Origin of the sequence: Citricoccus zhacaiensis (genome assembly GCF_014645315.1) — a bacterium.
In the GTDB taxonomy this organism is placed as follows: Bacteria; Actinomycetota; Actinomycetes; order Actinomycetales; family Micrococcaceae; genus Citricoccus; species Citricoccus zhacaiensis.
This window is the reverse complement of the sequence record NZ_BMLQ01000003.1, coordinates 54,063-75,788: the sequence shown is the minus strand read 5'-3', so window position 1 is coordinate 75,788 and position 21,726 is coordinate 54,063. Positions and strand designations below refer to the sequence as shown.

Genomic DNA, 21,726 nt, shown 5'->3' with positions numbered 1-21,726 from the left:
TGGCACCCCAGGTATGCACTTTTTGACAGAGTCGGGCATTGGTCAGAACTTTTCTGGCCTTTCCGCCCTTCGGGACCTTGCAGGAGTCAAGACTGGATCTCAACGAAGCAGCGAGACACCGCTTCGACACCACAGATCCGTCAGTCCAGACCCGAGGAGCCTGCCATGACCGAGCAGAACACCCAGCACACCCCGGCCAGCGCCGAGCAGATCCAGCACGACTGGGACCACAACTCCCGCTGGGCCAATACCGATCGCACCTACACCGCCGAGGACGTCGTCAAGCTCCGCGGCCGCGTCCAGGAGGAGCACACGCTGGCCCGCCGCGGCTCCGAGAAGCTGTGGGAGCAGCTGACCAGTGAGCACGCCGAGGGTTCCTACACCAACGCCCTGGGCGCCCTCACCGGCAACCAGGCCGTCCAGCAGGTCAAGGCCGGGCTGCGCGCCATCTACCTCTCCGGCTGGCAGGTCGCCGCCGATGCCAACCTCTCCGGCCACACCTACCCGGACCAGTCCCTGTACCCGGCCAACTCGGTGCCGCAGGTCGTCCGCCGCATCAACAACGCCCTGATGCGCGCCGACCAGATCGAGTTCGCCGAGGGCGTCCAGACCGTGGAGGACTACTTGGTCCCGATCGTGGCCGACGCCGAGGCCGGCTTCGGCGGCCCGCTGAACGCCTACGAACTGATGAAGTCCATGATCTCCTCGGGCGCCTCCGGCGTGCACTGGGAGGACCAGTTGGCCTCCGAGAAGAAGTGCGGTCACCTGGGTGGCAAGGTCCTCATCCCGACCGGCCAGCACATCCGCACCCTGAACGCCGCCCGCCTCGCGGCCGACGTCGCCGATGTCCCCTCCGTGGTCATCGCCCGCACCGATGCCGAGGCTGCCACCCTGATCACCTCCGATGTGGACGAGCGTGACGCGGACTTCATCACCGGCGAGCGCACCGCCGAGGGCTTCTACAAGGTCCGCAACGGCATCGAGCCCTGCATCGCCCGCGCCAAGGCCTACGCCCCGTACTCCGACCTCATCTGGATGGAGACCGGCACCCCGGACCTGGAACTGGCCAAGAAGTTCGCCGAGGCCGTCAAGTCCGAGTTCCCGGACCAGATGCTCTCCTACAACTGCTCGCCGTCCTTCAACTGGAGGAAGAACCTGGACGATGCCACCATCGCCAAGTTCCAGCGCGAGCTCGGCGCCATGGGCTACACCTTCCAGTTCATCACCCTGGCCGGCTTCCACGCCCTGAACCACTCGATGTTCGACCTGGCCAAGGGCTACCAGGAGCGCCAGATGTCCGCCTACGTGGAGCTGCAGGAGCGCGAGTTCGCCGACGAGGCCCGCGGCTACACCGCCACCAAGCACCAGCGCGAGGTCGGCACCGGCTACTTCGATGCCATCTCCACCGCCCTGAACCCGGATGCCTCCACCTTGGCCCTCACCGGGTCCACCGAGGCCGGCCAGTTCTGATCCAGTCAGCTCAGGCCAAGCCTTGAGCCGGACGGAAGGCGGGTGGCGCCCGGACCCCACATGGTCCGGGCGCCGTCCGTCCTTCCACCCCACCATCAGCTATCCCGACGCCGGCGCCCACCTTGACGGCCGACGTCGCCCATCACACCCCGCACCACACCCTGGGGCTCTTCCATCGACTTTCCTGACACCACGCGTTCTTCAGAACGCGCACCGCGTCACCGCCAACACGGCGGGCGCGGACGACTCCCCGAGGAGGCTCCCATGTACCCCACCGACCAGCCCATCACGCTCAACGGCGTGACGATCACCGGCCCGCACCTGCCCCGGCAGGAGGAGATCCTCACCCCCGATGCTCTCGACTTCCTGGCCAGCCTGCACCGTCAGTTCAACGGCCGCCGCCTCGAACTCCTGGCCAAGCGGGAGGAGACCCGTCAACGGATCTCCGACGGCGCCACCCTGGACTTCCTGCCGGAGACCCGCACCATCCGTGAAGACGGCTCGTGGCGCGTTGCCCCGCTCGCGCCCGGTCTGAAGGACCGCCGCGTGGAGATCACCGGACCGGTGGACCGGAAGATGACCATCAATGCGATGAACTCCGGTGCCAAATGCTGGCTCGCCGACTTCGAGGACTCCTCCTCGCCGTCCTGGGAGAACATGCTGAACGGCCAGGTCAACCTGCGCGACGCCATCCGCCGCCAGATCGACTTCACCTCCCCCGAGGGCAAGGACTACGCGCTCGGCGGCGTGCAGCTCGTGGACCGACCGACCATCATCGTTCGCCCCCGCGGCTGGCACCTGGACGAGGACCACCTGGTGGTGGACGGCGAGCCGATGGCCGGCGCCCTGGTGGACTTCGGCCTGTACTTCTTCCACAACGCCAAGGAGCTGCTGCGCCGCGGCCGCGGACCGTACTTCTACCTGCCGAAGACGGAGAACCACCTCGAGGCCCGCCTGTGGAACTGCATCTTCGTGGTGGCCCAGGATCACCTCGGGATCCCCCAGGGCACCGTGCGCGCCACCGTGCTGATCGAGACGATCACCGCGGCCTTCGAGATGGAGGAGATCCTCTACCAGCTGCGCAACCACGCCGCGGGCCTGAACGCCGGGCGCTGGGACTACATCTTCTCCATCATCAAGAACTTCCGGGATCGCGGCGAGGCGTTCGTGCTGCCGGACCGTGCCGACGTGACCATGACCGCCCCGATGATGCGGGCCTACACCGATCAGCTCGTGCGCGCCTGCCACCGGCGCGGCGCCTCGGCGATCGGCGGCATGGCGGCCTTCATCCCGAACCGCCGTGATCCCGAGGCCAACGCCGCGGCGCTGGAGAAGGTGCGGGCAGACAAGACCCGTGAGGCATCTGATGGCTTCGACGGCTCCTGGGTGGCCCACCCGGACCTGGTGCCGGTGGCCATGGAGGTCTTCGATTCCGTGCTGCAGGACCGGCAGAACCAGATCCGCGCCAACCGCCGCGAGGATGTCACTCCCAACGCCGCGGCGCTGTTGACCGTGTCCGAGACCCCGGGCTCCATCACGGAGGCCGGCGTGCGGATGAACATCGAGGTCGGCATCCGTTACGTGGAGTCCTGGCTGCGGGGCAACGGCGCCGCCGCCATCCACAACCTCATGGAGGATGCTGCCACTGCGGAGATCTCCCGCTCGCAGATCTGGCAGTGGATCAACGCGGGTTCCACGGCTGAGTTGAGTGAGGGTGGCACCAAGACGGTGACCCGGGAGTGGGTGCAGGAGTTGATGGACGAGGAGTTCGGCCGGATCGACCGGGCCGAGGGGGACCGCTTTGACGACGCCCTCGAGGTCTTCGCTGGATCCACCTTGGCGGAGGAGTACCCCGACTTCCTGACCCTGCCGGCCTACCGGAGGTTCCTCTCGGCCAATGCCCCGGCGCGGCAGGCGCTGGCGGGTACATCGGTCTGAGATTCGATCGCGGCGGTGCCAGGACATTGTCCCGGCACCGCCGCGGTTCTACGGTGGCCGTCATGGATATGAAGATCGAGCTGGTCGATATTCCGGTCACCGACGTCGACCGGGCGAAATCCTTCTACGTGGACCAGGTCGGCTTCAACGCCGACCATGATTACGTCCTCTCCCCCGAGCTGCGATTCGTCCAGCTCACCCCGCCGGGATCAGCCTGCTCGATCGCGCTGGGAGTGGGCATCACCGAGATGGCACCCGGTTCGCAGAAGGGCATTCAGATGGTCATCGAGGACGCGGATGCAGCCTTCGCTGAACTGTCCGGCCGCGGGGTGGAGTGCAGCGGCGTGGACGAACAGGACTGGGGCCGGTTCGTCTACTTCGCTGACCCGGACGGCAACACCTGGTCGTTGCAGCAGATGCCGCCGCGCTGACAACGCGGCGGCACTCTTGCCGCAGATCACCTGGATGGTCAAACTGGGGATCTCCACCCATCGTCGGAACAAGGAGTCGCCGTGGACCACGTGAATCCCGAAGTGCCCGAAGAGGACCGCCTCGACGAACAGCAACCACAACTCTCGGGTGACGAGGCCCTGGCCGAACCGCCAGTGGCCGACGATCCGATCGAAACGGCGGCACACCGCCACGATGAGGAGCTGGCCGAGGAATGGGGGAACGAGTCCTTCCCGGCCTCGGACCCGCCGTCCAACTACTAGCACCACTCAGTCTGGCCAGCTCCATTCCTCGAGTTGAGCGCGCTCCCCCTGGGTCAGCGCCCGAGATCGGCCCGTCCCATCCACATTGACCATGATCGCGTCCACCGTGAACACCGGTGCGCCGTCCTGGATCCCGCGATGGCGCAAGGTGAATGACTTCGTGCCGATCCTCAAGACCCCCACCTGCATGGTGAGACTCGGGGCATACCTTGTCTGAGCGTGGTAGTCGATCTCCTGCCGGGCCACCACGCGGTTCGCCTCGGGCGGCCCCGACGTCGCCCGGTCCAGGAAGGACTGGAACCGCACGCGAGCCTCTTCGGCCAAGGTCACGACCTTGGCATTGTTCACGTGCCCCTGCAGGTCTTGGTCAGACCACCGCAGGTCCATCTCGAATTCATAGGGTGCAGACATGGCTCGCATCGCCCTTCTTCCTCGTACTGCCCGTGCCGCCCGTGCTGCCCGCGGAAAAGCGTCCCCCGCCGATGACCGCTCCCGCCGCAGCCTGCGCCGCCTCGACCTTCTCGGCCGGCCCGGCCACGAAGACCAGCTCCGTGTTGCGCAGGTGGGACACCTTCCCGACCTTCTCCCCCGTGGGCGAATGGATGCCGATGCTCGCCCCGACGTACCGCTTCGAGTCGAAGCCCAGCACGGCCACCTCCTCATGGCCGGCCCCCCGCAGGGACTGCTCCATGGCGTCCGCGGTGATCCAGGACTCGTCGTTGTAGGACACGATGACCAGCTCGGACCGGATCCGGGTGAGCACATCCGCGAGCGCCGCCGGCATGGTTCTCTTGGAGTTGAAGACGCTGCGCGTGTCCTCGTCCCGCACGTCCACCCGCTTGCAGGCCACCCCGTAGTGCTCGGGCTCGTCCCAGCGGACCAGGGTCTCCCACACGTGGTAGTTGGCGTAATAGCGGTGCTGGTTGTACGGCGGGTCCACGTAGTAGAGGTCGGACTGCGGCAGGGTGTCCACCGTGTCCATGACGTCCCCGACCACCACCGCCCCAGGCCCGTCCAGCAACGCGGGCACCCGCAGCTCCAGGTCCCGCCCGGAGCGCCGGGCCCAGGACTTCAGGTAGGCCATCTGCATGCCCGTGGTGGAGTCCACGCGATCGGCCGCTTCGAGCAGGGAGGTCAGCAGGATCGGGTACCAGGGGGTGCCGGCGTAGTCGTCCTCGATGCGCTGGCGGATCGCGTCGATCCGCATGCCGTTCTGGGGTTGGAAGTAGCGTGCCTGCTCGCAGAACGTCGCCGTCACATAGCCGCGGGCCGGCGTCGTGCCCTGAAGATCCGCCAGGATGGCGGCCAGCTCGGTCCGGTCGATGTCCCGCGCGTCGGTGGCGATGTAGCAGCCGGCGAGCACGCCGGTGTAGGTGGCCCGGTCCGAGGCCGTGGTGCGGATGCCCCGGCGCTTGAATTCCTGGGCCACACGGGTGGTGCCAGAGAAGAGGTCGACGGCGGTGCGGGCACCGGCCGCTGACGCCATGGCACCCAGCACGGGCACCAACAACCGCTTGGAGCCCAGGTACTTGATCATGCATCGAACCTAACCGACCGGTGACCTGCGGAGGGGTAGGCACGGCCCGCCGGTGCTTTCAGATCCGCCGCAGACAGGACAGGATGGCAGGCAGGAGAACAAGAACGGTGCAGCCGGACCACCGAACGGTGGCACCATGGGCCCCGAGTCGAGGTTCAGCGCACCCGCGCAGACGAAGAGGAGAGGACATCCTGTGCCCATCAAAGATCCGATAGACGCAACGCTCGACGCGGCCGACTCTCCGGAGCCGGACCACGGCACCAAGCCCGATGATCCACCCAAGCTCAAGGGCGCCAGCTGGAAGTACGCCTTCAAGCGCGCTCTCAAGGAGTTCGGCACCGACAGCGGCACCGACCTGGCCGCCCGGCTGACCTACTACATGGTGCTGTCCCTGGCACCGGCCCTGCTGGCCATCTTCTCGATCATCACCCTCGTGCTCGCCAACAACGCCGGCACGGTGACCACGCTCGTGGACGACCTGGTCCAGCAGTACGTGCCGGCGGACTACCAGAGCCTCGTGGTCGACCTCGTGGACACGATGATCAGCTCCGCCACCGGAGGCGTCATCGCCTTGATCATCGGTATCGCCACCGCACTGTGGTCGGCCTCCGCCTACGTCAAGGCCTTCTCGCGGTCCATGAACGCCATCTACGGGGTGGAGGAGGGGCGTGGGCTCGTGAAGCAGCTCGGGACCATGCTGCTGGTCACCCTGTCCCTGCTCCTCGGCGTGGTGCTCATCCTGGTCTCGCTCGCCCTGAACCAGTCGCTGGTCGACGGCGTCCTGGGCCCGATCGCCGAACCCCTCGGGCTGGGCGGCACCCTGACCTTCCTGTCCGAGACCTTCCTGCCGATCTGGGCCTGGGTCAAGTGGCCGGTCATCCTGGCGCTCGTGATCACCATGATCGCCGTGCTGTACTACTTCACGCCCAACGTGAAGCAACCCAAGTTCACCTGGGTCGGCATCGGTTCGGTCGTGGCGATCGTCGGCATCGCCATCGCCGGCGTGGCCCTGTCCATCTACCTGACGCAGTTCGCCGGCTACAGCTCCTACGGTGCGATCGGCACCGTGATGGCCCTGCTCTTCGTCCTCTGGATCTTCAACATCGTGCTGTTGCTGGGTGCGGAGGTCGACGCGGAGGTCGAGCGCGCGCGGCAGCTGCAGGCTGGGATCCCGGCCGAGGAGATGATCCAGCTCCCGCCGCGGGACATCTCCAAGGTGGAGAAGGCCAAGGAAGCCCGGGACAAGCTGGAAGCCGACGGGCGCGTGCTGCGCCTGACCTACGGCGCCGAAGGCCACGAGGAGCCCACCCGCCGGGACTGACTCTTCCACCTCCCCGCTGTGGGGGTCAGGTCGACCGGTCGACCTGACCCCCACAGGTGCGTTCTCAGCAGGGTTTCCACGCCTGTCCGCCCGGGGCATAGCAACGGGGTCCCGTGTAGCCCGGGAAGTCAGCATCCGTTCCGTAACCACTATTCGACGGCTGCTGGCGACGTGGTGTCTCCTGCTGCCTCTCGTTCGAACGGTTGCGCTCTGCCTGGCGAGCGTCCTCCCGTTCGCGGGCCCTGTCTGCCTGCCGCTCAGCTTCCGCCTGCTGCCGCTCAGCTTCCGCCTGCTGCCGCTCTGCTTCTGCGGCACGGTCCTGCTCCGCTTGATGAGCTTCTTCGGCAGCTCGCTCTTCTGCGGCCTTCTGCTCCGCAGCCGCTCGTTCCTCCGCGGCCTTCTTTTCCGCGGCGGCCTTTTCGGCAGCCAGTTTCTCCTCGGCAGCCTTCTCTGCCGCCACTCGAGCCTCCTCCGCCAGTTCGGCTTCTTTGGCCAGCAGCCCCTGTTGATAGGCAACCGCAGCCGGCAATGCCACGTCGCTCCTCTTTCTCAACTCCAGGGCCAGACCTCCATAAGCCTTGGAGAGGACCACGTGACCACCTGACTCGACCAGATCCAAAGCCGCCCCCAATGCCTCACCGGCGGCGATCACCGGAGCAGCCGCTGCGAGCGCCGCGGCCACGCCGGCTGCGTCTGCGGGGATGGCCGCCGGCAGATCCTCCAAGGGCGGAAGGGCCTCGGCCAGGGCCGGGACGGTGCACTCAACGGCCGCATCGTGAAGGCCCTCGCCGGCCTCCTCGGCCCGTTCCTGCGCCTCGAGAACCTCTGCGTAGAAGCGATCGTTCGGCTCGTACAGGACGGCCACCCCCAAACCGGCTTCTGCCAGATCTGCGTTCACCAGCGAATCGTCCTTGTAGACACCGGCCAAAGTCCGGTCATACCGGTCAGTGCGTTCGACGTCATAGACGAGCTCGATCTGCTCACCCGGGGCCAGCAATTCCTCCAGGAACGCCGTGGCTTCCGGGCCCAGGCACTGAACGGGCTTCTCCGGGTGCTTGGTCTCCGGTGTATCCACATTCAACAGCCGGACACGTTGGACCTCACCGTTGACCTCCGCGTCGATGGTGTCACCGTCGATCACCCGGACCACGGTCGCCCGGTCACGGTCGTCCGAACCACCAGATTGCGCCACCGCGACGCCGGTGGCGCCTGCCGCCACGGCCACCACGGCCACCCCGGTGACCACCTTGGCGGTCACTGATGACCTTGCCCACAAACCAGCCATGACCATCGAGTCCTCTGTGCGTGCCCCTCCGCATGATGACCACAGCAGCATAGGCGAGCGGCAGAGGACCGCGGTCCCGGCCACTGGAGATGACGGGCTCCACGGACCTCGAAGCCGACCCGGCATCTTCCCGGGGAATCCTGTGGACGATGCCGGGCCGACGTCGTTCCCCCGTCATGGTGGAGGCAGAATGGTGTCATGGCCACGACCCCGGAACAGCCCGCCACCCCCGCCGACTCAACTGCACGTGCCGCCCCCTCCGCGCCTCAGAAGACCACCGCGCAGAAGCTCTTCATCAAGCCCACCGACACCCTGCACCTGGCCGGCGGGCACCAGGGCCTGCACTCGCTCCTGGATCCCCTGCCCGAGGGCGTGAGGCTGTCGGACGAGATCACGGAGGCCACCGCCGTCGTGCTCTTCGCCCAGGACCAGAAGTCCCTGGACGGGGTGCTGGACGATTGGCTGGAGCCGGCGCTCGGTGCCCGGGTGCTGTGGATCGGCTATCCGAAGGGTGGCCGATCGGACATCAACCGGGACACCATCTGGAAGGACATCGAGGCCCGTGGGCACACGCTGAACGCCAACATCCCGCTGTCCGGGGAGTGGTCCTCCGTGCGGGTGAGAACCGCCTCGTAGACTGGAGGCAGCAGGCCGGTCTGAACTGACCGGAGCACCACACATCAACACTGAGGGACAGCACCCATGCGCCGAATGTCCGATCCCGCCTACGTCTCCGAAAGCCAAGACCGCCTCCACGGCGAGAACATCGAACCGATCACCCAGCTCTGCGATTCCCTGGAGGCCACGGACAAGGGTCCCATCCCCTACGTGGACCCCGCCCATGACGTGGACGAGGCCCGTATCCTGGTCCTCACCCCCGCCCCCGGACCCGGCACCGCGTCCGGCTTCCTCTCCCATGAGAACGACGACGACGCCTCCGAGCGCCTGCTCCGCGTCTTCTCCTCGGCTGGCCTGGACCCGAAGTACACCATCCCCTGGCTGGTCCACCCCTGGACCCAGGAGGACTACGCCCTGAACCTCACGAAGGAGCGGATTGCCACGGGCGTGAAGCCCTTCAACCGCTTCCTCAAGCGCGTCCCCCGCGTGGTGGCCATCATCGCCCACGGTGGCGAGTCCCAGAAGCTCATCAAGGCGTTCTCCTCCACCATCGGCGGCTCGGTACTCTCAGCCAAGGCCATCAAGGTCTTCCACGCGCCCGCGCTGCACGCCCAGAGCGCCAACCGGAAGTTCACTCCGGAGGAACTCGAGGACCAGATGGTCGAGACCTACGGTCAGGCCATGCGCCTGTGCGGCATCCGGCCGCTCGTGAGCGGCAGCTGACCTCAGCGGTCGGTGCGGTACCTCGACAGCTTCTCGCCGTCGATCTCCGCACCGACGCCCGGCACGTCCCGCACGGAGATGCGTCCGTCAGCGATGGCGATCGGCTCGGCCAGCAGGTCGTCGGCCATGTCCAGGAAGTTGGACAACTCCCCGGCCCGGCGGCTGGTCGCCTCGTGGGCGGCGCCGAAAGTCACGGTGGCGAGTGAGCCGATCTGGGTGTCGATCTGGTTGCCCATGGTCACATCCACGCCGAGGCCGGTGCACAGCCCCAGGATCTCGGTGGCCTCCGTGAACCCGGACCGGGCGGTCTTGATGCAGATCGCGTTGCAGCCGCCCGAGAGCAGCTCACGGGAGGCATCGCCGGCCGTGGGTACGGACTCGTCCCCCACCACGGGGATCGGCGACTTCTCGACCAGGCGGCGGCGGCTCATGGCCTCCTTGGCGTCGCACGGCTCCTCCAGCAGGGTCAGGCCCAGACCGTCCGTCTGCTGCAGCACCTGCATGGCCTCGTTGGCGGTCCAGCCGCGATTGGCGTCCAGGTAGAGTTCCACGTCCGGCCCCAGTCCCTCGCGGAGCACGTGGCAGGCCTCGATGTCCAAGGACAGCGGACGGCGGCCCACCTTCAGCTTGAAGGTGGTGATGCCGTACTCCTCGCCGAAGCGCAGCGCCTCGTCCAGCAGCTCCTGGGCCGGCTTGAAGCCGAGCATGTGGGAGACCCGCATCGAATCGGTCCACCCACCCAACAGCTGGTGCACCGGCCGCTCCAGCGTCCTGCCGGCCAGGTCCCACAGGGCGATGTCCACGGTGCCCTTGGCGACCTGGTTGTTGATGGTCCGGCGCATCACGGCATGGACCTTCTCCCGGTCGAAGGGGTCCAGCCCGATGACCTGCGGGGCGAAGACCTCCTCGACGATGTTCTTGATGGACACCTGCGTCTCACCGTAGGTGTAGGGCCGCGGCGGGGCATCGGCCACCCCGGTGATCCCCTCATCGGTGTGGATCCGCACCAGCACGTGGTCCGCGGTCTCCACGGCACCGGAGGCGAACTTCAACGGGTGGCTGTACGGGATGGCGTAGGGGATGGCTTCGATGCCGGTGATCTTCATGGACGCTCCTGCTGGTCAGGGGACGGAGGGTGGACGAGGCTGGGCTGGCCGTGGCGCACCTCGCCCACGGCACGGTGGGCGAGGGCCCGGAAGGGCGGGATGAGTCCGGAGCGGCTGCCGTGCTTCCAGGCGATGGCGAGGCCGACCTCCGGCGCACTCTCGAGTTCGCGGTAGGCGATGGGGGACGCCGCGGCCCGCCGGGCGCCGTCGGGCACCAGGGCCAGGCCCATGCCCGCACCCACGAAGGCCAGCAGGGTCGAGGTCTCCGTGGCCTCCTGCACGACGCGCGGGCGGAAGCCCGCCTGCCGGCAGGCCTCGGACGTGATGGTGGCGACGGCGGACCCCTGCGGGTAGCTCACGAAGTCCTCTCCGGCGAGCTCGGCCAGGGGAACGGGGCCGCCGGCGGTGGCCAGCCGGTGGTGGGCCGGGAGGGCGACCACCAGACTGTCCCCCTCGAGGGCGTCGAGTGACAGTTCCGAGGACTGCACCGGCGGGCGCAGAACGGCGACATCGAGCCGGTTCTCCAACAGCCCCTGCTCGATCTGCGGGGTGAGCATCTCCCCCACCACGTGCAGGCGGACCCCGGGCAGCTCACGCCGGGCCAGTTGCACCACGGCCGGCATGACCCGATAGGTGGCCGATCCGACGAACCCGACGCGCAGCACGCCCGCGGCGCCGGCACCGACCTCGCGGACATCCTTGGTCAGGGCCTCGACGTCGGCCAGGATCTGGCGGGCCCGCTCCAGCATGAGCTGCCCGGCATCGGTGAGGTCCACCCGGCGAGTGGTGCGCTCGAAGAGCTGGGTGCCCAGGGTGGCCTCCAGCTGCTTGATCTGCTGCGAGAGCGGCGGTTGGGCCATGTGCAGCCGCTCGGCCGCCCGCCCGAAATGCCGCTCCTCGGCAACGGCCACGAAATAGCGCATCTGGCGCAGATCCACCACGCCACCCCCTCTCCGATGCCATCCTGGGCCGGGCCGGCCCGCTCTGCGCCACGCTCGGCGAGCGCGGCATGGTCGATCCAGCGTAGGGATGGCATGACTCACAAGTGAAAGACCAGTTCCAACCATATTAGAACTCTGGACATATCAATACAGGTGGAATGTGTACTTCTGTCCTGTCATTGATCCGCGTACGGTGTGACAGATCACAGATTCAGACGGTTCTGGAGAAAGAACCGCTCGACACCGCTCAACCCGCTCCATCACATCCCCAAGGACCACCCGAGATGACCCAGACCTCTTCCGACGCCCGCGCGGTCACCGCACCGGGACAACCCGAACCCCCGTCAGACGCGCTCGACTCCGGCGGCAAGCGCAATTGGTGGTTGCTGGCCCTGGGGCCGGCAGCCGGCCTGGTGCTGGCCCTGGTGCTGCCGGCGTCGTTGTCCTTCGAGGGCCGCGCCGTGGCCGGCTGCGCCCTGTGGATGGCGATCTGGTGGATGACCGAGGCCGCCCCCATCCCGGTGACATCCCTCCTGCCTCTCGTGCTGTTCCCGCTGTTCGGGATGGCCCCCATGAAGGACGTGGCCGCGCCATACGCCGATTCGGTCGTCTTCCTCGTGATGGGCGGCGTGATCCTGGGGCTCGCCACGGAACGGTCCAACCTGCACCTGCGGGTGGCCCTGCTGACCATCCGTATGGTCGGCACCAAGCCCGCGCAGATCGTGTTCGGGCTGATGGCGGCCTCAGCCTTCATCTCCGCCTGGGTGTCCAACACCGCCACCGCCGTCATCATGGTGCCGATCGCTGTCTCGATCCTGCAGCTGGTGCGCCGCGTCGACCCGGAGGCCGGCGGCAAGCGGTTCGCCGCGTCCATGCTCCTCGGCGTCGCCTACGGCGTGACGATCGGCTCCACCGCCACCCTGATCGGCCAGCCGCCGATGGCCCTCATGAAGGGCTACCTCATGGAGTCCCACGGCTTCGACCTGCAGTTCGGCCACTGGATGCTGGTCGGGGTGCCCTGGGCCGTCGTCATGATCGGGATCGCCTGGCTGGTGCTGACCAAGCTCGTGTTCCGTGCCGAGGTCTCCGAGATCCCGGGCGGTAAGCAGATGATCAAGGACGAGCTGGCCAAGCTCGGCCGGCTGACCACCCCGGAGCGCCGCGTGGGCATCATCTTCCTGCTGGCGATCTTCTTCTGGGTCTTCGTCCCCTTCATCGCGGACATCCCCGCCGTGGCTTCAGCCCTGCCATTCCTGGACACCATCTCGGACACCCAGGTCGCCATGGCCGCCGCCATCGCCTGCTTCCTCGTCCCCGCCGAGAAGCGCTCCGTGAACCCGAACGGCACCGCCCTGCTGCGCTGGTCCGCGGCCAAGGAGATCCCGTGGGGACTGCTGCTGCTCTTCGGCGGCGGACTCTCCCTCTCCGCGATGTTCACGGCCACCGGCTTCTCGGAGTGGCTGGGCGGGCAGGTGGGAGCCCTCAGCGGTGTCCCGGCATGGCTGGTGCTGCTGATCGTGATCCTGGTGGCCCTGGCCCTGACCGAGCTCACCTCCAACACCGCCACGGCCGCCGCGTTCTTCCCGATCTTCGGCGCCGTGGCCGTGGGCCTGGGCATGGATCCGCTGTTCATGACCATCGCCGTGACCCTGGCGGTCTGCTCGGCCTACATGCTGCCGGTGGCCACGCCGTCCAACGCGGTGGCGTTCGGCTCGGGCGAGGTGACCATCAAGCAGATGGTGCGCGCCGGCGTCTGGCTCAACGTCGTCTCCATCGGCTTGATCATGCTCGTGATGTACACGTTGGTCCCGCTGGTGTTCCCCGGCGGCATGTGACCTGATCGCACGCGATCGACGGCGGCGCGGGGCCGGTGAGACAGCGCTCAGCCCAGCGCCGCCGTCGGAGCCTCCGTCTCGAGCCGCTGGCAGTCCAGCGGTCCCGATGCGGTGTTGACCCCGTCCGCCGGGACGAGGCCCTCGTACTGGGTGCCCATGATGACGTCCACCGTGGCCTCTTCCCGGGCGTCCGGGAGGTAGACCGAGCCCTCGATGTTCCGCTGCACCGCCAGGGACGTGCCCCGCCCCTCCGGGCCGGAGATGATGACGGCCACCATGTTGGACGTGGTGAACCCCTTGTTGCCGACTCCGCCGATCACGAACTCACGCTCTTCGAGCGCGTTGGCCACGTCCCCGGCCAGCCCGCCGATGTTAGTGCCGTTGAAGACCGTCACCGTGGACTCGGTCGAGTAGTCGAACTCCCCCGCCGGGCACAGGAGGGGCTCCTCCGGCGGAGCCGCCTCCCATCCCGGGATGCTCCAGGCCCCCTGCAGCACCTGGCATGCCGTGACGGTCACCCCGGAGACGAGGAGTGCCACGATCAGCAGGACGATCGCGTGCCGCCGGTGACGCCGGCGGCGGTCCCGCTGCAGCACCTTCGGGTCCACCACCCCGAAATAACGTCCGAGATCGTTCTCCGTGAAGATCCGCCGCCCGTCCGGCTCCTGGCGCGGGTCCACGTCTGGAGGCAGCTGAGGGTGGGACACGGGACCCCCTTCGGTGCACGTGGACTGTAGTCCGCACCACATTAGGCGACGGGCCACGGTCTGGCATCCGGTTCGCCCCCTACTCTGGTGGCATGCGTACTGTGCCCCCGTTTGGACTGCTCTTGGACGTCGACGGTCCCATCGCCTCTCCCGAGACCCGCCGGGTGCCGGACGGCATCGTCACGGCACTGGTCTCCCTGGCGGGCCGCGGCATCCCCGTGGTCTTCAACACCGGCCGGTCCGCCGACTTCGTGCTGCAGCACGTGGCTGCCCCGCTCCTCGCTGCCGGTTTGCCCGGCGACGCCCGGTTCCACGCGGTGTGCGAGAAGGGCGCGGTCCACTTCTCCTTCGCTGCTCTGGCCGACCTTGCCGCTCCGGCCTCCGGAAGCGCACGGAAGGGCGAGACCGGCGAGTATGGTCAGGACCCCACTGACACGGATCGCGACGCCGGCCTCCCCCGGGCCACGCGCGGCCACGGGGTGCCCGTATGGATGGAGGTCGACGCCGGCATGCGGCTCCCAGCGGACCTGGAGTCGCGCTTGGTCCGGCTGGTGGGCGACTACACGGACACCATGTTCTACGACGACACCAAGCTGGCCATGTTCTCGGCCGAGATGAACGTGGGCGAGTCGCCGGAGCGCTACCGGGCAGGTCAGCGCGACTTCGAGGACCGCGTGGCCGGCCTCCTCGCCGAGGACCGGGCCGCCGACGCGTTCCAGCTGGACTCGACCATCATCTCCTCGGACGTCGAGCATGCCTCCAGTGGCAAGGACCGCGGTGCGGAGCGCTCCTGGGCTCTGATCGCTGCCGACGGGGAACTGCCGATGCGCTGGTTCACCTGCGGGGACTCCCGCACGGACTACGCCATGGCGGACTGGCTGCAGGAGCGCGGGGCGCCGGTGGTGCACGTGGACGTCCGGCACGAGGACGGCATCCCGGAGACCCCGTACCCGGTGATGACCAGTGACGACCTGGCCGCCCAGGGCTTCGGGACGGCCGAGGGTCGGCATGAGGAAGCCGGGCAGGCCTTCCTGGAGTGGGCATTAAAGACCACTGGCGCGCCGAACGCCACCATGTGACGAAATGTCGTCACCCGGGGTAGCGCAAGGCAACGTAGAAGTATGTGCGCCGGCCGGCGTCGTTGACTGGTTCCATGACTTCTGCGCTCTCTGACGACTCCACCACCACCGGTGCACCGTTGGACATCCCGGTCCTGGACCTGTCCACCATGCGGACCGCCGACGGCTCCTTCGCCCCGGACTTCCTGGACCGGTTGCGCCATGCCGCCCACCACGTGGGCTTCTTCCAGATCGTCAACTACGGCGCCGCCGCCGGCCAGGTGGACGACCTGTTCCGCGTCACCGCCGAGTTCTTCGCCCGGCCGGACGAGCAGAAACTGGCCCTGCACAACCAGAATTCCCCGCACTACCGCGGCTATTCCTCGGTGGGCTCCGAGCGCACCCAGGGGCGCCCGGATTCGCGCGAGCAGATCGACTTCTCCCCGGACCGCGCCCCGGTCCCGGCCGAGCAGATCACGCCCGGCGAGGAGTACTGGTACCTGCAGGGCCGCAATCAGTGGCCGGCGGACATGCCAGAACTCGAGCGGGCGGCCATGGACTGGACCGGTCTGATGGATCGCGTCGGCGAGGACCTGCTGAAGGCCCTGTGTGTCTCCATCGGCTTGGACGAGGACCACTTCGCGGAGCCGTTCAGCGGTGACCGCGCATGGATGGGCAAGCTGGCCCACTACGTCGGCGGAGTGAAGGAGGCCGGCACCCAGGGCGTCGGCCTGCATGCCGACTACGGCTTCATCACCCTGCTCCTGCAGGATCTGGTGGGCGGCCTTGAGGTGCGCCCCTACGGGCAGGACGAGTGGCTTCCCGTCGAGCCGATCCACGGCGCACTGGTCGTCAACCTCGGCGAGATGCTCGAGGTGGCCACCAACGGCTACCTCATGGCCACCATCCACCGGGCCATCGCCCCGGACGAGGGCGTGGACCGCTATTCCGTGCCGTTCTTTTACTCCCCGCGCCTGGACGCCGTGATCGAGCCCGTGGAGCTGCCGGCCGAGCTGGCCGCCGAGGCCCGCGGTGTCTCCGACGATCCCGACAACCCCATGCTGGCCTCGTTCGGCTCCAACATGCTCAAGGGCTTTGTCCGTGCGCATCCGAAGGTCACCGAGAAGTTCCACCCGGAGCTGGCGGCGAAGTAGGGCTCGCTACTCCGTCTTCGCAGCGCGCCGGACGACGTCGGCGAGCCGCTCCCAGCCCTCCTCGGTCGGGTCGATGAGGGCGTAGGAGGTCGGCCAGAAACCGTCAGCCTCGTCGAGGGCCGCCTTCGAACTGACACCGAAGGTCGAGTAGCGCTCTTTATCCATCTGCCCACTGCGGAAGAAGACCACGACCTTCCCATCCCGGTTGTACCCGGGCTGACCGTAGTAGAGCTTGGGCGCCAAGTCGGGGGCGACGGCCGAGACGATCGAGTGCAGCCGTTCGGCCATCTCGCGGTCGCCCTCGGGCATCTGCGCGATCTTGGCGAGAAGGTCCGCCTCGTCCGCAGCCGCCTTCTTCGCCCCCTTGGCCCGCTTGGCGTCAGCCTTCAGTTCCGCAGCTCGCTCCTTCATCGCGGTCCGCTCCTGGGCGGAGAAACCTCCTGGGGTGTCGCCCTCGGTCGTCATCGTCGCTTCTCCTCGGTCTCACCTGGCTGATGCCGACCACACTAACGGCGGCCCCGCCCGGGGCGCTTCTCGATTCCTGACCAGTTCATCGTTCAACCCAGCACGCTTGAGGTCCTTCAGACATGAGAACGGGAGTCCGGCCGATGGCCGGACTCCCGTTCTTCTGTCACCGATGACGCGACTCAGGTGTCACCCATGTCTCGACTCATCGTGGAGCCTAAGGGAGTCAAAACCGTGATCTTCTCATTGCGAGCGGGAATGCATTCCCTGATGGGTGGCGTGAACTGTCAATAGGATTTTTACCCCTTGCCTAAGGTGTCCAGCGACTTGGGATACTTGGCTTTACCTCTATCCCGCTAGCAACGAAACGACGGGCCTCTCATGGAACTGAAAACGCCACCCGAAAGTCCAGAACCCACATCGCAGAACAAGCCGATGTTCATATCCGCCATCATTGGACTCATCCTCGCGACATTCACAATTGTTGGCATTCCTTTCACTATCGCGGGGCTCGCCCACGTCCTCAAATTTCGCAAGGAGAACGAAACCCTTGCCAGCACCGGGGAAAGCAGGGCCACTGCCTTACGGGCAGCACAAGCAGAGAACCGCCAGCTTCGTTCCGACTTCGATCGCATTAACGGCATGGAGGTATTGGAGCGTCAGGACGAGGTCGCCCGACTCGACGAAAACATCGACGCATTGCGCCGGCACATCGTGACAACCCAGGACGAGGCAAAATTCGAAAGCGACCGTGTCGCTGACCTAAAACAACAGGTGATCGACCTAGAAGACATGGTTGACCTGAACGACTATGGCCTCTACAACTTCGAAAATCCCGCATCGGATTCCGTGCAGTACGGCGCTGACCTTCAGGCAACTCGCGAGCGCATTAAGGGCATGGTCCGGGACAAGAATGCCACGTCAGCCGCTCAGGGTTGGACAGTCAACGGCTCGGAGGCACAGGGACGGAAGATGGTCAACGATATGACCAAGTTACTCCTCCGCGCATTCAACGCGGAGGCAGAAAACTCCATCAAGACGGTCAAGGCGGGCCACTTGTCAGCGGCAAAGAAGAGACTCGAGAAGTCCGCAGAGGCGGTCGCTCGGCTTGGCAAAACCATGAGCATCCGCATCACCCCTGGGTACCTCAACCTCCGCGAAAAGGAACTCACCCTCACCCATGCCCATCTCGAGGCAACCAAGGCCGCCAAGGAGGAGGAGCGGGAAGCACGGGCTCGAGAGCGTGAGGAACGCCAAGCTCAAAAGGAATTTCTCGCCGCCAAGGCCAAGCAGGAGAAGGAGGTCGAGCACTACAAATCGGTGCTCGCGACCCTCCAGGCTTCAGGCGACCAAGAAGCCATCAACAAGGCAAATTCAGCACTCGCTGAGGCGGAGGAGAAACTCGCCGATGTTGAATCGACTATGGCCAATACACGCGCAGGGTACGTCTACGTCATCTCGAATCGCGGCGCTTTCGGACCGGGAATCATCAAGATCGGCATGACTCGACGCCTCAACCCGGACGACCGAGTACGAGAGCTGGGCGACGCATCGGTCCCATTCTACTTCGACAGTCACACCATGATCTTCGCCAAGGATGCAGTTGGACTTGAACGTGCGCTCCATGAACACTTCGCCAACAAGCGTGTGAATCTGGTCAATCTACGACGGGAGTATTTCTATGCCACTCCGTCGGAGGTCAAGGAGGCGCTTCTAGAGCACCATGCCGACCACGAGGCGCAGCTCTTGGAGTTCCACGAGTCATCGAACGCCCCGGAGTTCGAAGCTTCGGAAGAGATGCGCCAAGCAGGACGCATACCGCAAGCCATTGCATGATCACCGCATGGTCGGCTCCAAGGCCACCGATGACTCGGGACATCGACGACACTGCACCGACAGTGTGGACCGGCAACGATATTCCATGGGATCGAAAAATCGCAACCTCGTCATCGTCCAGGCCGCCCAGCGCTTCGGCCTGAGTCGGCAGCCCGGAACACACACCCTGAAGCAGAATCTCGCAGCCACACCGACCGGGTGGACCGCTACGGCAAGGTCTCCAACCTCTACGCCGGACAACTCCGACACCTCCCAGGCACGCATCGAAGAGAACGTCCTGCTCCTGATCCAGGACAACCACGTCACTACCACTAACGCAGCCACCGGCGACGTCATCGCCGAGCACGCCATCGACCCCAGCAAGAACTACCAGAAGCCCCTCAGCCGAACCCCCGGCACACCACCACACCTCAAGACAACAACCCGAAAAACGAACCCACGAAAAAAGTCCTGAGTCGAGACATCGTTTACTAACGGTGTCTCGACTCAGGACAATTGTGGAGCCTAGGGGAGTCGAACCCCTGACCTTTTCATTGCGAACGAAACGCTCTACCAACTGAGCTAAGGCCCCGCGGATCCCGACGCATCGCCGGAAGGCGCTCAGCCATCATACTCCGTCACTGGCCGCCCTTCGAATTCGCAGGTGTCCCCATCGTGGCCGAGCCGCGCCGATGCCAACACCAGACCAACACGGGCTGACGCAGGCCCCACTGCTGACCGCCTGTGAAGACGCTGGAAACTCCTTTCTGACAAGGCGCTTTACTTCAAGATCGACCCCTCGAACTGGTATTGCGGTTGCAAACATGAGAGACTTCAGCGGTTGGCTTCATTGCCAACGCCGATGCGAGAGAGCCCAGCTGGGTGCATGGACACGACATGCAGACCCGCTGACATGGCTCCCGCCGGAGGTGACCTGAAGGGTCGCCGCGAGGCCCGAACGGGGCCATCGCACGTGGCCCGAGGGGGCCGCCGGTAGCCGGAGACGGCTACGTACTACGGTCCGCGGGGACCGAATACCAGCCCCGTGGACCGCTGTCATTGTCGCCGAGATGAAAGGACCGGGATGCCACCCGCTCAGGAATTCAATCAGTTAGGGATCTTGGCAGTGGTGTTGCTGCTGATCCTCTTCTACGGCGGCACCATGTGGATGTCCGTGGGCATCAGCCGGAAGAAGGAGAACGCCGACGGCTACATGACCGCCGGCAACAACATCGGATTCGGCATCTCCGCGGCATCGATGACCGCCACCTGGATCTGGGCCTCGTCCATGTACGCCTCCGCCACCGCGGGCTACACCTACGGCATCTCCGGTCCCATCCACTACGGGCTCTGGGGAGCCCTGATGATCCTCTTCATCTACCCCTTCGGCAAGCGCATCCGCAAGGTTGCCCCGAGGGCCCACACCCTGGCCGAGGTCATGTACGCCCGCCACGGACGGTCCTCCCAGCTGATGCTGGCCGGATCCAACGTCCTGGGCTCACTGATCTCGTTGACCTCCAATTTCATTGCCGGCGGCGCCCTGATCTCGATGCTGTCCCCGCTGAGCTTCGGTGCGGGCATCGTGATCGTGGCCGCGGGCGTGCTGATGTATACCCTGTGGTCCGGCTTCCGCGCCTCCGTGCTGACCGACTTCGCCCAGGTGATGTTCATGCTGGGCGCGGCCGTCATCATCATCCCGGTGATCTTCTTCGTGGCCGGCGGCCCGGGCATGTTCGAGGCCGGTGTGGCTGCCGGCAACGTCACCCCGCAGCAGGAGAACTTCTTCTCCTCTGAGGCCTTCATGAACCAGGGCGCCCCGTACATCGCCGCCGTCCTCGCCTACGCCATCGGCAACCAGACCATCGCCCAGCGCCTGTTCGCCGTGCGGGAGGATCTCATCAAGCCGACCTTCGTGACCGCCACCATCGGCTACGGCGGCTCGGTGATCGGCATCGGCATGCTCGGCGTGATGGCGCTGTACCTGGGCGTGGAGCCCATGAACGGGGACGTCAACAACCTCATCCCGCAGATGGCCGGCACCTACCTCGGCCCGATCCTGCTGGCCCTGGCGTTCATCATGATCATCGGCGCCCTCTCCTCCACCGCCGACTCGGACCTAGCCGCCCTGTCCTCCATCGTCATGGCGGACATCTACGGCCAGTCCGTCGGCAAGAAGAAGGCCAACCCGAAGACCATGCTGCTCGTCGGCCGCATCAGCATGATCGTGGCCACGGGCGCGGGGTTGTACTTCGCCACGGCGCAGTTCAACATCCTCGATCTGCTGGTGTTCGTCGGTGCTCTGTGGGGTTGCCTGGTGTTCCCGGTCATCGCCTCGTTCTACTGGCCGAAGGTCACCAACGCGGCCTTCTCCGTGTCGGTGCTCGCCGCCCTCGTGGCGTTCCTGCCGGTGCGCTTCGAGTGGATCCCGTTCACCGGCGTCCTCGGCTTCAGCGTCGAGCTGTTGGCCACGGTCGGCATCGGTGTGGTGCTGGGCATCATGTCCTTCGGGTTCTTCGGCCTGAAGCCGGCGATCTGGGTCGGCGGGATCGCCACCGTGGCGGCCGCGCCCTTCACGTTCGCCGGGATCTTCACCGGCGGTCTGCGCGACTACACGGTGCTCTCCGCCTCGCTGGTCGCCTACGCGGTCTCCTTCCTGGTCTGCTACCTGATGTCCGTCCGGTCGAAGCAGAACTTCGACTTCGACGTCATCAAGGACATCACCGGAGACTTCGATCCGGACACCCCGCAGACAGCCGAGCAGATCGTGGCGGCCGCTGCCGCCGCCAAGGCATCGGAAACCTCGGGGGGATCATCCTCGTCCGACTCCCAGCGCGACTGACCGGCCGCGACGAACCAGAAAGGAACCACCATGACAACAGTTCTGCTGACTGTGTACGTACTGATGTGGCCCGTGATCGTGGCCGCCGTCCTGTTCTTCATCGCGCGCGGCTTCTTCCGCGACGTCTCGGAGTCCAAGAAGGCGGGCCGCCCGATCATCTGATCGGGGCCACCCCCACCAACGACGGCGGCGCGTCACCTT

Annotated in this window: 21 protein-coding genes and 1 tRNA gene; 14 read left to right on the top strand and 8 right to left on the bottom strand. The window is 66.4% G+C overall.

Annotated features, from left to right (window positions below):
- The first annotated feature begins 165 nt into the window (after positions 1–165).
- The 4 genes from aceA (at position 166) to IEX49_RS05935 (ending at position 4,121) form a co-directional block, all read left to right on the top strand.
- A complete protein-coding gene (gene aceA / locus IEX49_RS05950) occupies positions 166–1,470 on the top strand; it encodes an isocitrate lyase (RefSeq protein ID WP_188805198.1) in 1,305 nt (434 codons plus the stop codon).
- 264 nt (positions 1,471–1,734) lie between these two features.
- The gene (aceB, locus tag IEX49_RS05945; protein ID WP_188805196.1) at positions 1,735–3,408 is read left to right on the top strand and encodes a malate synthase A; all 1,674 of its coding nucleotides are present in this window, start codon (positions 1,735–1,737) and stop codon (positions 3,406–3,408) included.
- A gap of 62 nt (positions 3,409–3,470) precedes the next feature.
- Positions 3,471–3,839 (top strand): glyoxalase superfamily protein, encoded by a 369-nt coding sequence (locus IEX49_RS05940; RefSeq protein ID WP_188805194.1) that lies wholly within the window; start codon positions 3,471–3,473, stop codon positions 3,837–3,839.
- Between the two features lie 81 nt (positions 3,840–3,920).
- Positions 3,921–4,121: a hypothetical protein gene (locus tag IEX49_RS05935; RefSeq protein ID WP_188805555.1), complete on the top strand. Its 201-nt coding sequence runs from the start codon at positions 3,921–3,923 to the stop codon at positions 4,119–4,121.
- A 6-nt stretch (positions 4,122–4,127) separates the two neighbouring features.
- On the opposite strand, the gene IEX49_RS05930 is transcribed toward IEX49_RS05935, so the two are convergent.
- Together IEX49_RS05930 and IEX49_RS05925 are read right to left on the bottom strand one after the other, a co-directional pair.
- Complete coding sequence (locus IEX49_RS05930) at positions 4,128–4,532, bottom strand: acyl-CoA thioesterase (RefSeq protein ID WP_229672311.1); 405 nt, start codon at positions 4,530–4,532, stop codon at positions 4,128–4,130.
- Positions 4,516–5,658, bottom strand: coding sequence for a DNA adenine methylase (locus tag IEX49_RS05925; protein WP_188805190.1), 1,143 nt, complete (start codon positions 5,656–5,658; stop codon positions 4,516–4,518). The genes IEX49_RS05930 and IEX49_RS05925 overlap by 17 nt, the downstream gene beginning before the upstream one ends.
- A 193-nt stretch (positions 5,659–5,851) precedes the next feature.
- Between IEX49_RS05925 and IEX49_RS05920 the strand changes: the two genes are divergently transcribed.
- The gene (locus tag IEX49_RS05920; protein ID WP_188805188.1) at positions 5,852–6,979 is read left to right on the top strand and encodes a YihY/virulence factor BrkB family protein; all 1,128 of its coding nucleotides are present in this window, start codon (positions 5,852–5,854) and stop codon (positions 6,977–6,979) included.
- Between the two features lie 64 nt (positions 6,980–7,043).
- Here the strand turns inward: IEX49_RS05920 and IEX49_RS05915 are convergent, their stop codons facing one another.
- Positions 7,044–8,237 (bottom strand): thermonuclease family protein, encoded by a 1,194-nt coding sequence (locus IEX49_RS05915; RefSeq protein WP_188805187.1) that lies wholly within the window; start codon positions 8,235–8,237, stop codon positions 7,044–7,046.
- 225 nt (positions 8,238–8,462) lie between these two features.
- On the opposite strand from IEX49_RS05915, the gene IEX49_RS05910 reads away from it, so the two are divergent.
- Both IEX49_RS05910 and IEX49_RS05905 read left to right on the top strand, forming a co-directional pair.
- Positions 8,463–8,900: a DUF3052 domain-containing protein gene (locus IEX49_RS05910; RefSeq protein ID WP_188805185.1), complete on the top strand. Its 438-nt coding sequence runs from the start codon at positions 8,463–8,465 to the stop codon at positions 8,898–8,900.
- Positions 8,901–8,966: 66 nt separating this feature from the next.
- Complete coding sequence (locus IEX49_RS05905; protein ID WP_188805184.1) at positions 8,967–9,605, top strand: uracil-DNA glycosylase family protein; 639 nt, start codon at positions 8,967–8,969, stop codon at positions 9,603–9,605.
- A gap of 2 nt (positions 9,606–9,607) precedes the next feature.
- Here the strand turns inward: IEX49_RS05905 and IEX49_RS05900 are convergent, their stop codons facing one another.
- Entirely contained in the window at positions 9,608–10,711 is a 1,104-nt protein-coding gene (locus tag IEX49_RS05900) for an enolase C-terminal domain-like protein (RefSeq protein WP_188805182.1), read from the bottom strand.
- A complete protein-coding gene (locus tag IEX49_RS05895; protein WP_229672310.1) occupies positions 10,708–11,652 on the bottom strand; it encodes a LysR substrate-binding domain-containing protein in 945 nt (314 codons plus the stop codon). Before IEX49_RS05895 ends, IEX49_RS05900 begins: the two co-directional genes overlap by 4 nt.
- Positions 11,653–11,936: 284 nt before the next feature.
- Between IEX49_RS05895 and IEX49_RS05890 the strand changes: the two genes are divergently transcribed.
- Positions 11,937–13,487, top strand: a complete 1,551-nt coding sequence (locus IEX49_RS05890; protein WP_188805180.1) for an SLC13 family permease — start codon at positions 11,937–11,939, stop codon at positions 13,485–13,487.
- 47 nt (positions 13,488–13,534) lie between these two features.
- Here IEX49_RS05890 and IEX49_RS05885 read toward each other — a convergent pair whose 3' ends face one another.
- Positions 13,535–14,194 carry a LytR C-terminal domain-containing protein gene (locus tag IEX49_RS05885; RefSeq protein WP_188805179.1) on the bottom strand — a complete coding sequence of 220 codons (660 nt, stop codon included), beginning with the start codon at positions 14,192–14,194 and terminating at the stop codon, positions 13,535–13,537.
- A 92-nt stretch (positions 14,195–14,286) separates the two neighbouring features.
- Between IEX49_RS05885 and IEX49_RS05880 the strand changes: the two genes are divergently transcribed.
- Positions 14,287–15,273 (top strand): Cof-type HAD-IIB family hydrolase, encoded by a 987-nt coding sequence (locus tag IEX49_RS05880; RefSeq protein WP_188805177.1) that lies wholly within the window; start codon positions 14,287–14,289, stop codon positions 15,271–15,273.
- Between the two features lie 74 nt (positions 15,274–15,347).
- On the top strand, positions 15,348–16,406 hold the full coding sequence (locus tag IEX49_RS05875; RefSeq protein ID WP_188805174.1) for an isopenicillin N synthase family dioxygenase: 1,059 nt from the start codon (positions 15,348–15,350) through the stop codon (positions 16,404–16,406).
- 6 nt (positions 16,407–16,412) lie between these two features.
- Here IEX49_RS05875 and IEX49_RS05870 read toward each other — a convergent pair whose 3' ends face one another.
- The gene (locus IEX49_RS05870; RefSeq protein WP_188805173.1) at positions 16,413–16,871 is read right to left on the bottom strand and encodes a DUF1801 domain-containing protein; all 459 of its coding nucleotides are present in this window, start codon (positions 16,869–16,871) and stop codon (positions 16,413–16,415) included.
- Between the two features lie 381 nt (positions 16,872–17,252).
- On the opposite strand from IEX49_RS05870, the gene IEX49_RS05865 reads away from it, so the two are divergent.
- Together IEX49_RS05865 and IEX49_RS05860 are read left to right on the top strand one after the other, a co-directional pair.
- Positions 17,253–18,707, top strand: a complete 1,455-nt coding sequence (locus IEX49_RS05865) for an SNIPE associated domain-containing protein (protein ID WP_188805171.1) — start codon at positions 17,253–17,255, stop codon at positions 18,705–18,707.
- Positions 18,708–18,714: 7 nt separating this feature from the next.
- Positions 18,715–19,161 (top strand): hypothetical protein, encoded by a 447-nt coding sequence (locus tag IEX49_RS05860; RefSeq protein WP_188805169.1) that lies wholly within the window; start codon positions 18,715–18,717, stop codon positions 19,159–19,161.
- 44 nt (positions 19,162–19,205) lie between these two features.
- On the opposite strand, the gene IEX49_RS05855 is transcribed toward IEX49_RS05860, so the two are convergent.
- Positions 19,206–19,278, bottom strand: a tRNA-Ala gene (locus IEX49_RS05855).
- Positions 19,279–19,770: 492 nt separating this feature from the next.
- Between IEX49_RS05855 and IEX49_RS05850 the strand changes: the two genes are divergently transcribed.
- Both IEX49_RS05850 and IEX49_RS16775 read left to right on the top strand, forming a co-directional pair.
- Positions 19,771–21,525, top strand: a complete 1,755-nt coding sequence (locus IEX49_RS05850; protein WP_188805167.1) for a sodium:solute symporter family protein — start codon at positions 19,771–19,773, stop codon at positions 21,523–21,525.
- A 30-nt stretch (positions 21,526–21,555) separates the two neighbouring features.
- A complete protein-coding gene (locus IEX49_RS16775) occupies positions 21,556–21,687 on the top strand; it encodes a putative transporter small subunit (RefSeq protein WP_229672309.1) in 132 nt (43 codons plus the stop codon).
- Positions 21,688–21,726: the final 39 nt, after the last annotated feature.

Excerpts from the sequence above, each read along its gene's own strand:
- aceA (WP_188805198.1), top strand. The coding sequence starts at position 166 with ATGACCGAGCAGAACACCCAGCACACCCCGGCCAGCGCCGAGCAGATC.
- aceB (WP_188805196.1), top strand. The coding sequence starts at position 1,735 with ATGTACCCCACCGACCAGCCCATCACGCTCAACGGCGTGACGATCACC.
- IEX49_RS05940 (WP_188805194.1), top strand. The coding sequence starts at position 3,471 with ATGGATATGAAGATCGAGCTGGTCGATATTCCGGTCACCGACGTCGAC.
- IEX49_RS05930 (WP_229672311.1), bottom strand. The coding sequence starts at position 4,532 with ATGTCTGCACCCTATGAATTCGAGATGGACCTGCGGTGGTCTGACCAA.
- IEX49_RS05925 (WP_188805190.1), bottom strand. The coding sequence starts at position 5,658 with ATGATCAAGTACCTGGGCTCCAAGCGGTTGTTGGTGCCCGTGCTGGGT.
- IEX49_RS05910 (WP_188805185.1), top strand. The coding sequence starts at position 8,463 with ATGGCCACGACCCCGGAACAGCCCGCCACCCCCGCCGACTCAACTGCA.
- IEX49_RS05905 (WP_188805184.1), top strand. The coding sequence starts at position 8,967 with ATGCGCCGAATGTCCGATCCCGCCTACGTCTCCGAAAGCCAAGACCGC.
- IEX49_RS05900 (WP_188805182.1), bottom strand. The coding sequence starts at position 10,711 with ATGAAGATCACCGGCATCGAAGCCATCCCCTACGCCATCCCGTACAGC.
- IEX49_RS05890 (WP_188805180.1), top strand. The coding sequence starts at position 11,937 with ATGACCCAGACCTCTTCCGACGCCCGCGCGGTCACCGCACCGGGACAA.
- IEX49_RS05880 (WP_188805177.1), top strand. The coding sequence starts at position 14,287 with ATGCGTACTGTGCCCCCGTTTGGACTGCTCTTGGACGTCGACGGTCCC.
- IEX49_RS05875 (WP_188805174.1), top strand. The coding sequence starts at position 15,348 with ATGACTTCTGCGCTCTCTGACGACTCCACCACCACCGGTGCACCGTTG.
- IEX49_RS05870 (WP_188805173.1), bottom strand. The coding sequence starts at position 16,871 with ATGACGACCGAGGGCGACACCCCAGGAGGTTTCTCCGCCCAGGAGCGG.
- IEX49_RS05865 (WP_188805171.1), top strand. The coding sequence starts at position 17,253 with ATGGAACTGAAAACGCCACCCGAAAGTCCAGAACCCACATCGCAGAAC.
- IEX49_RS05860 (WP_188805169.1), top strand. The coding sequence starts at position 18,715 with ATGGTCGGCTCCAAGGCCACCGATGACTCGGGACATCGACGACACTGC.
- IEX49_RS05850 (WP_188805167.1), top strand. The coding sequence starts at position 19,771 with ATGCCACCCGCTCAGGAATTCAATCAGTTAGGGATCTTGGCAGTGGTG.
- IEX49_RS16775 (WP_229672309.1), top strand. The coding sequence starts at position 21,556 with ATGACAACAGTTCTGCTGACTGTGTACGTACTGATGTGGCCCGTGATC.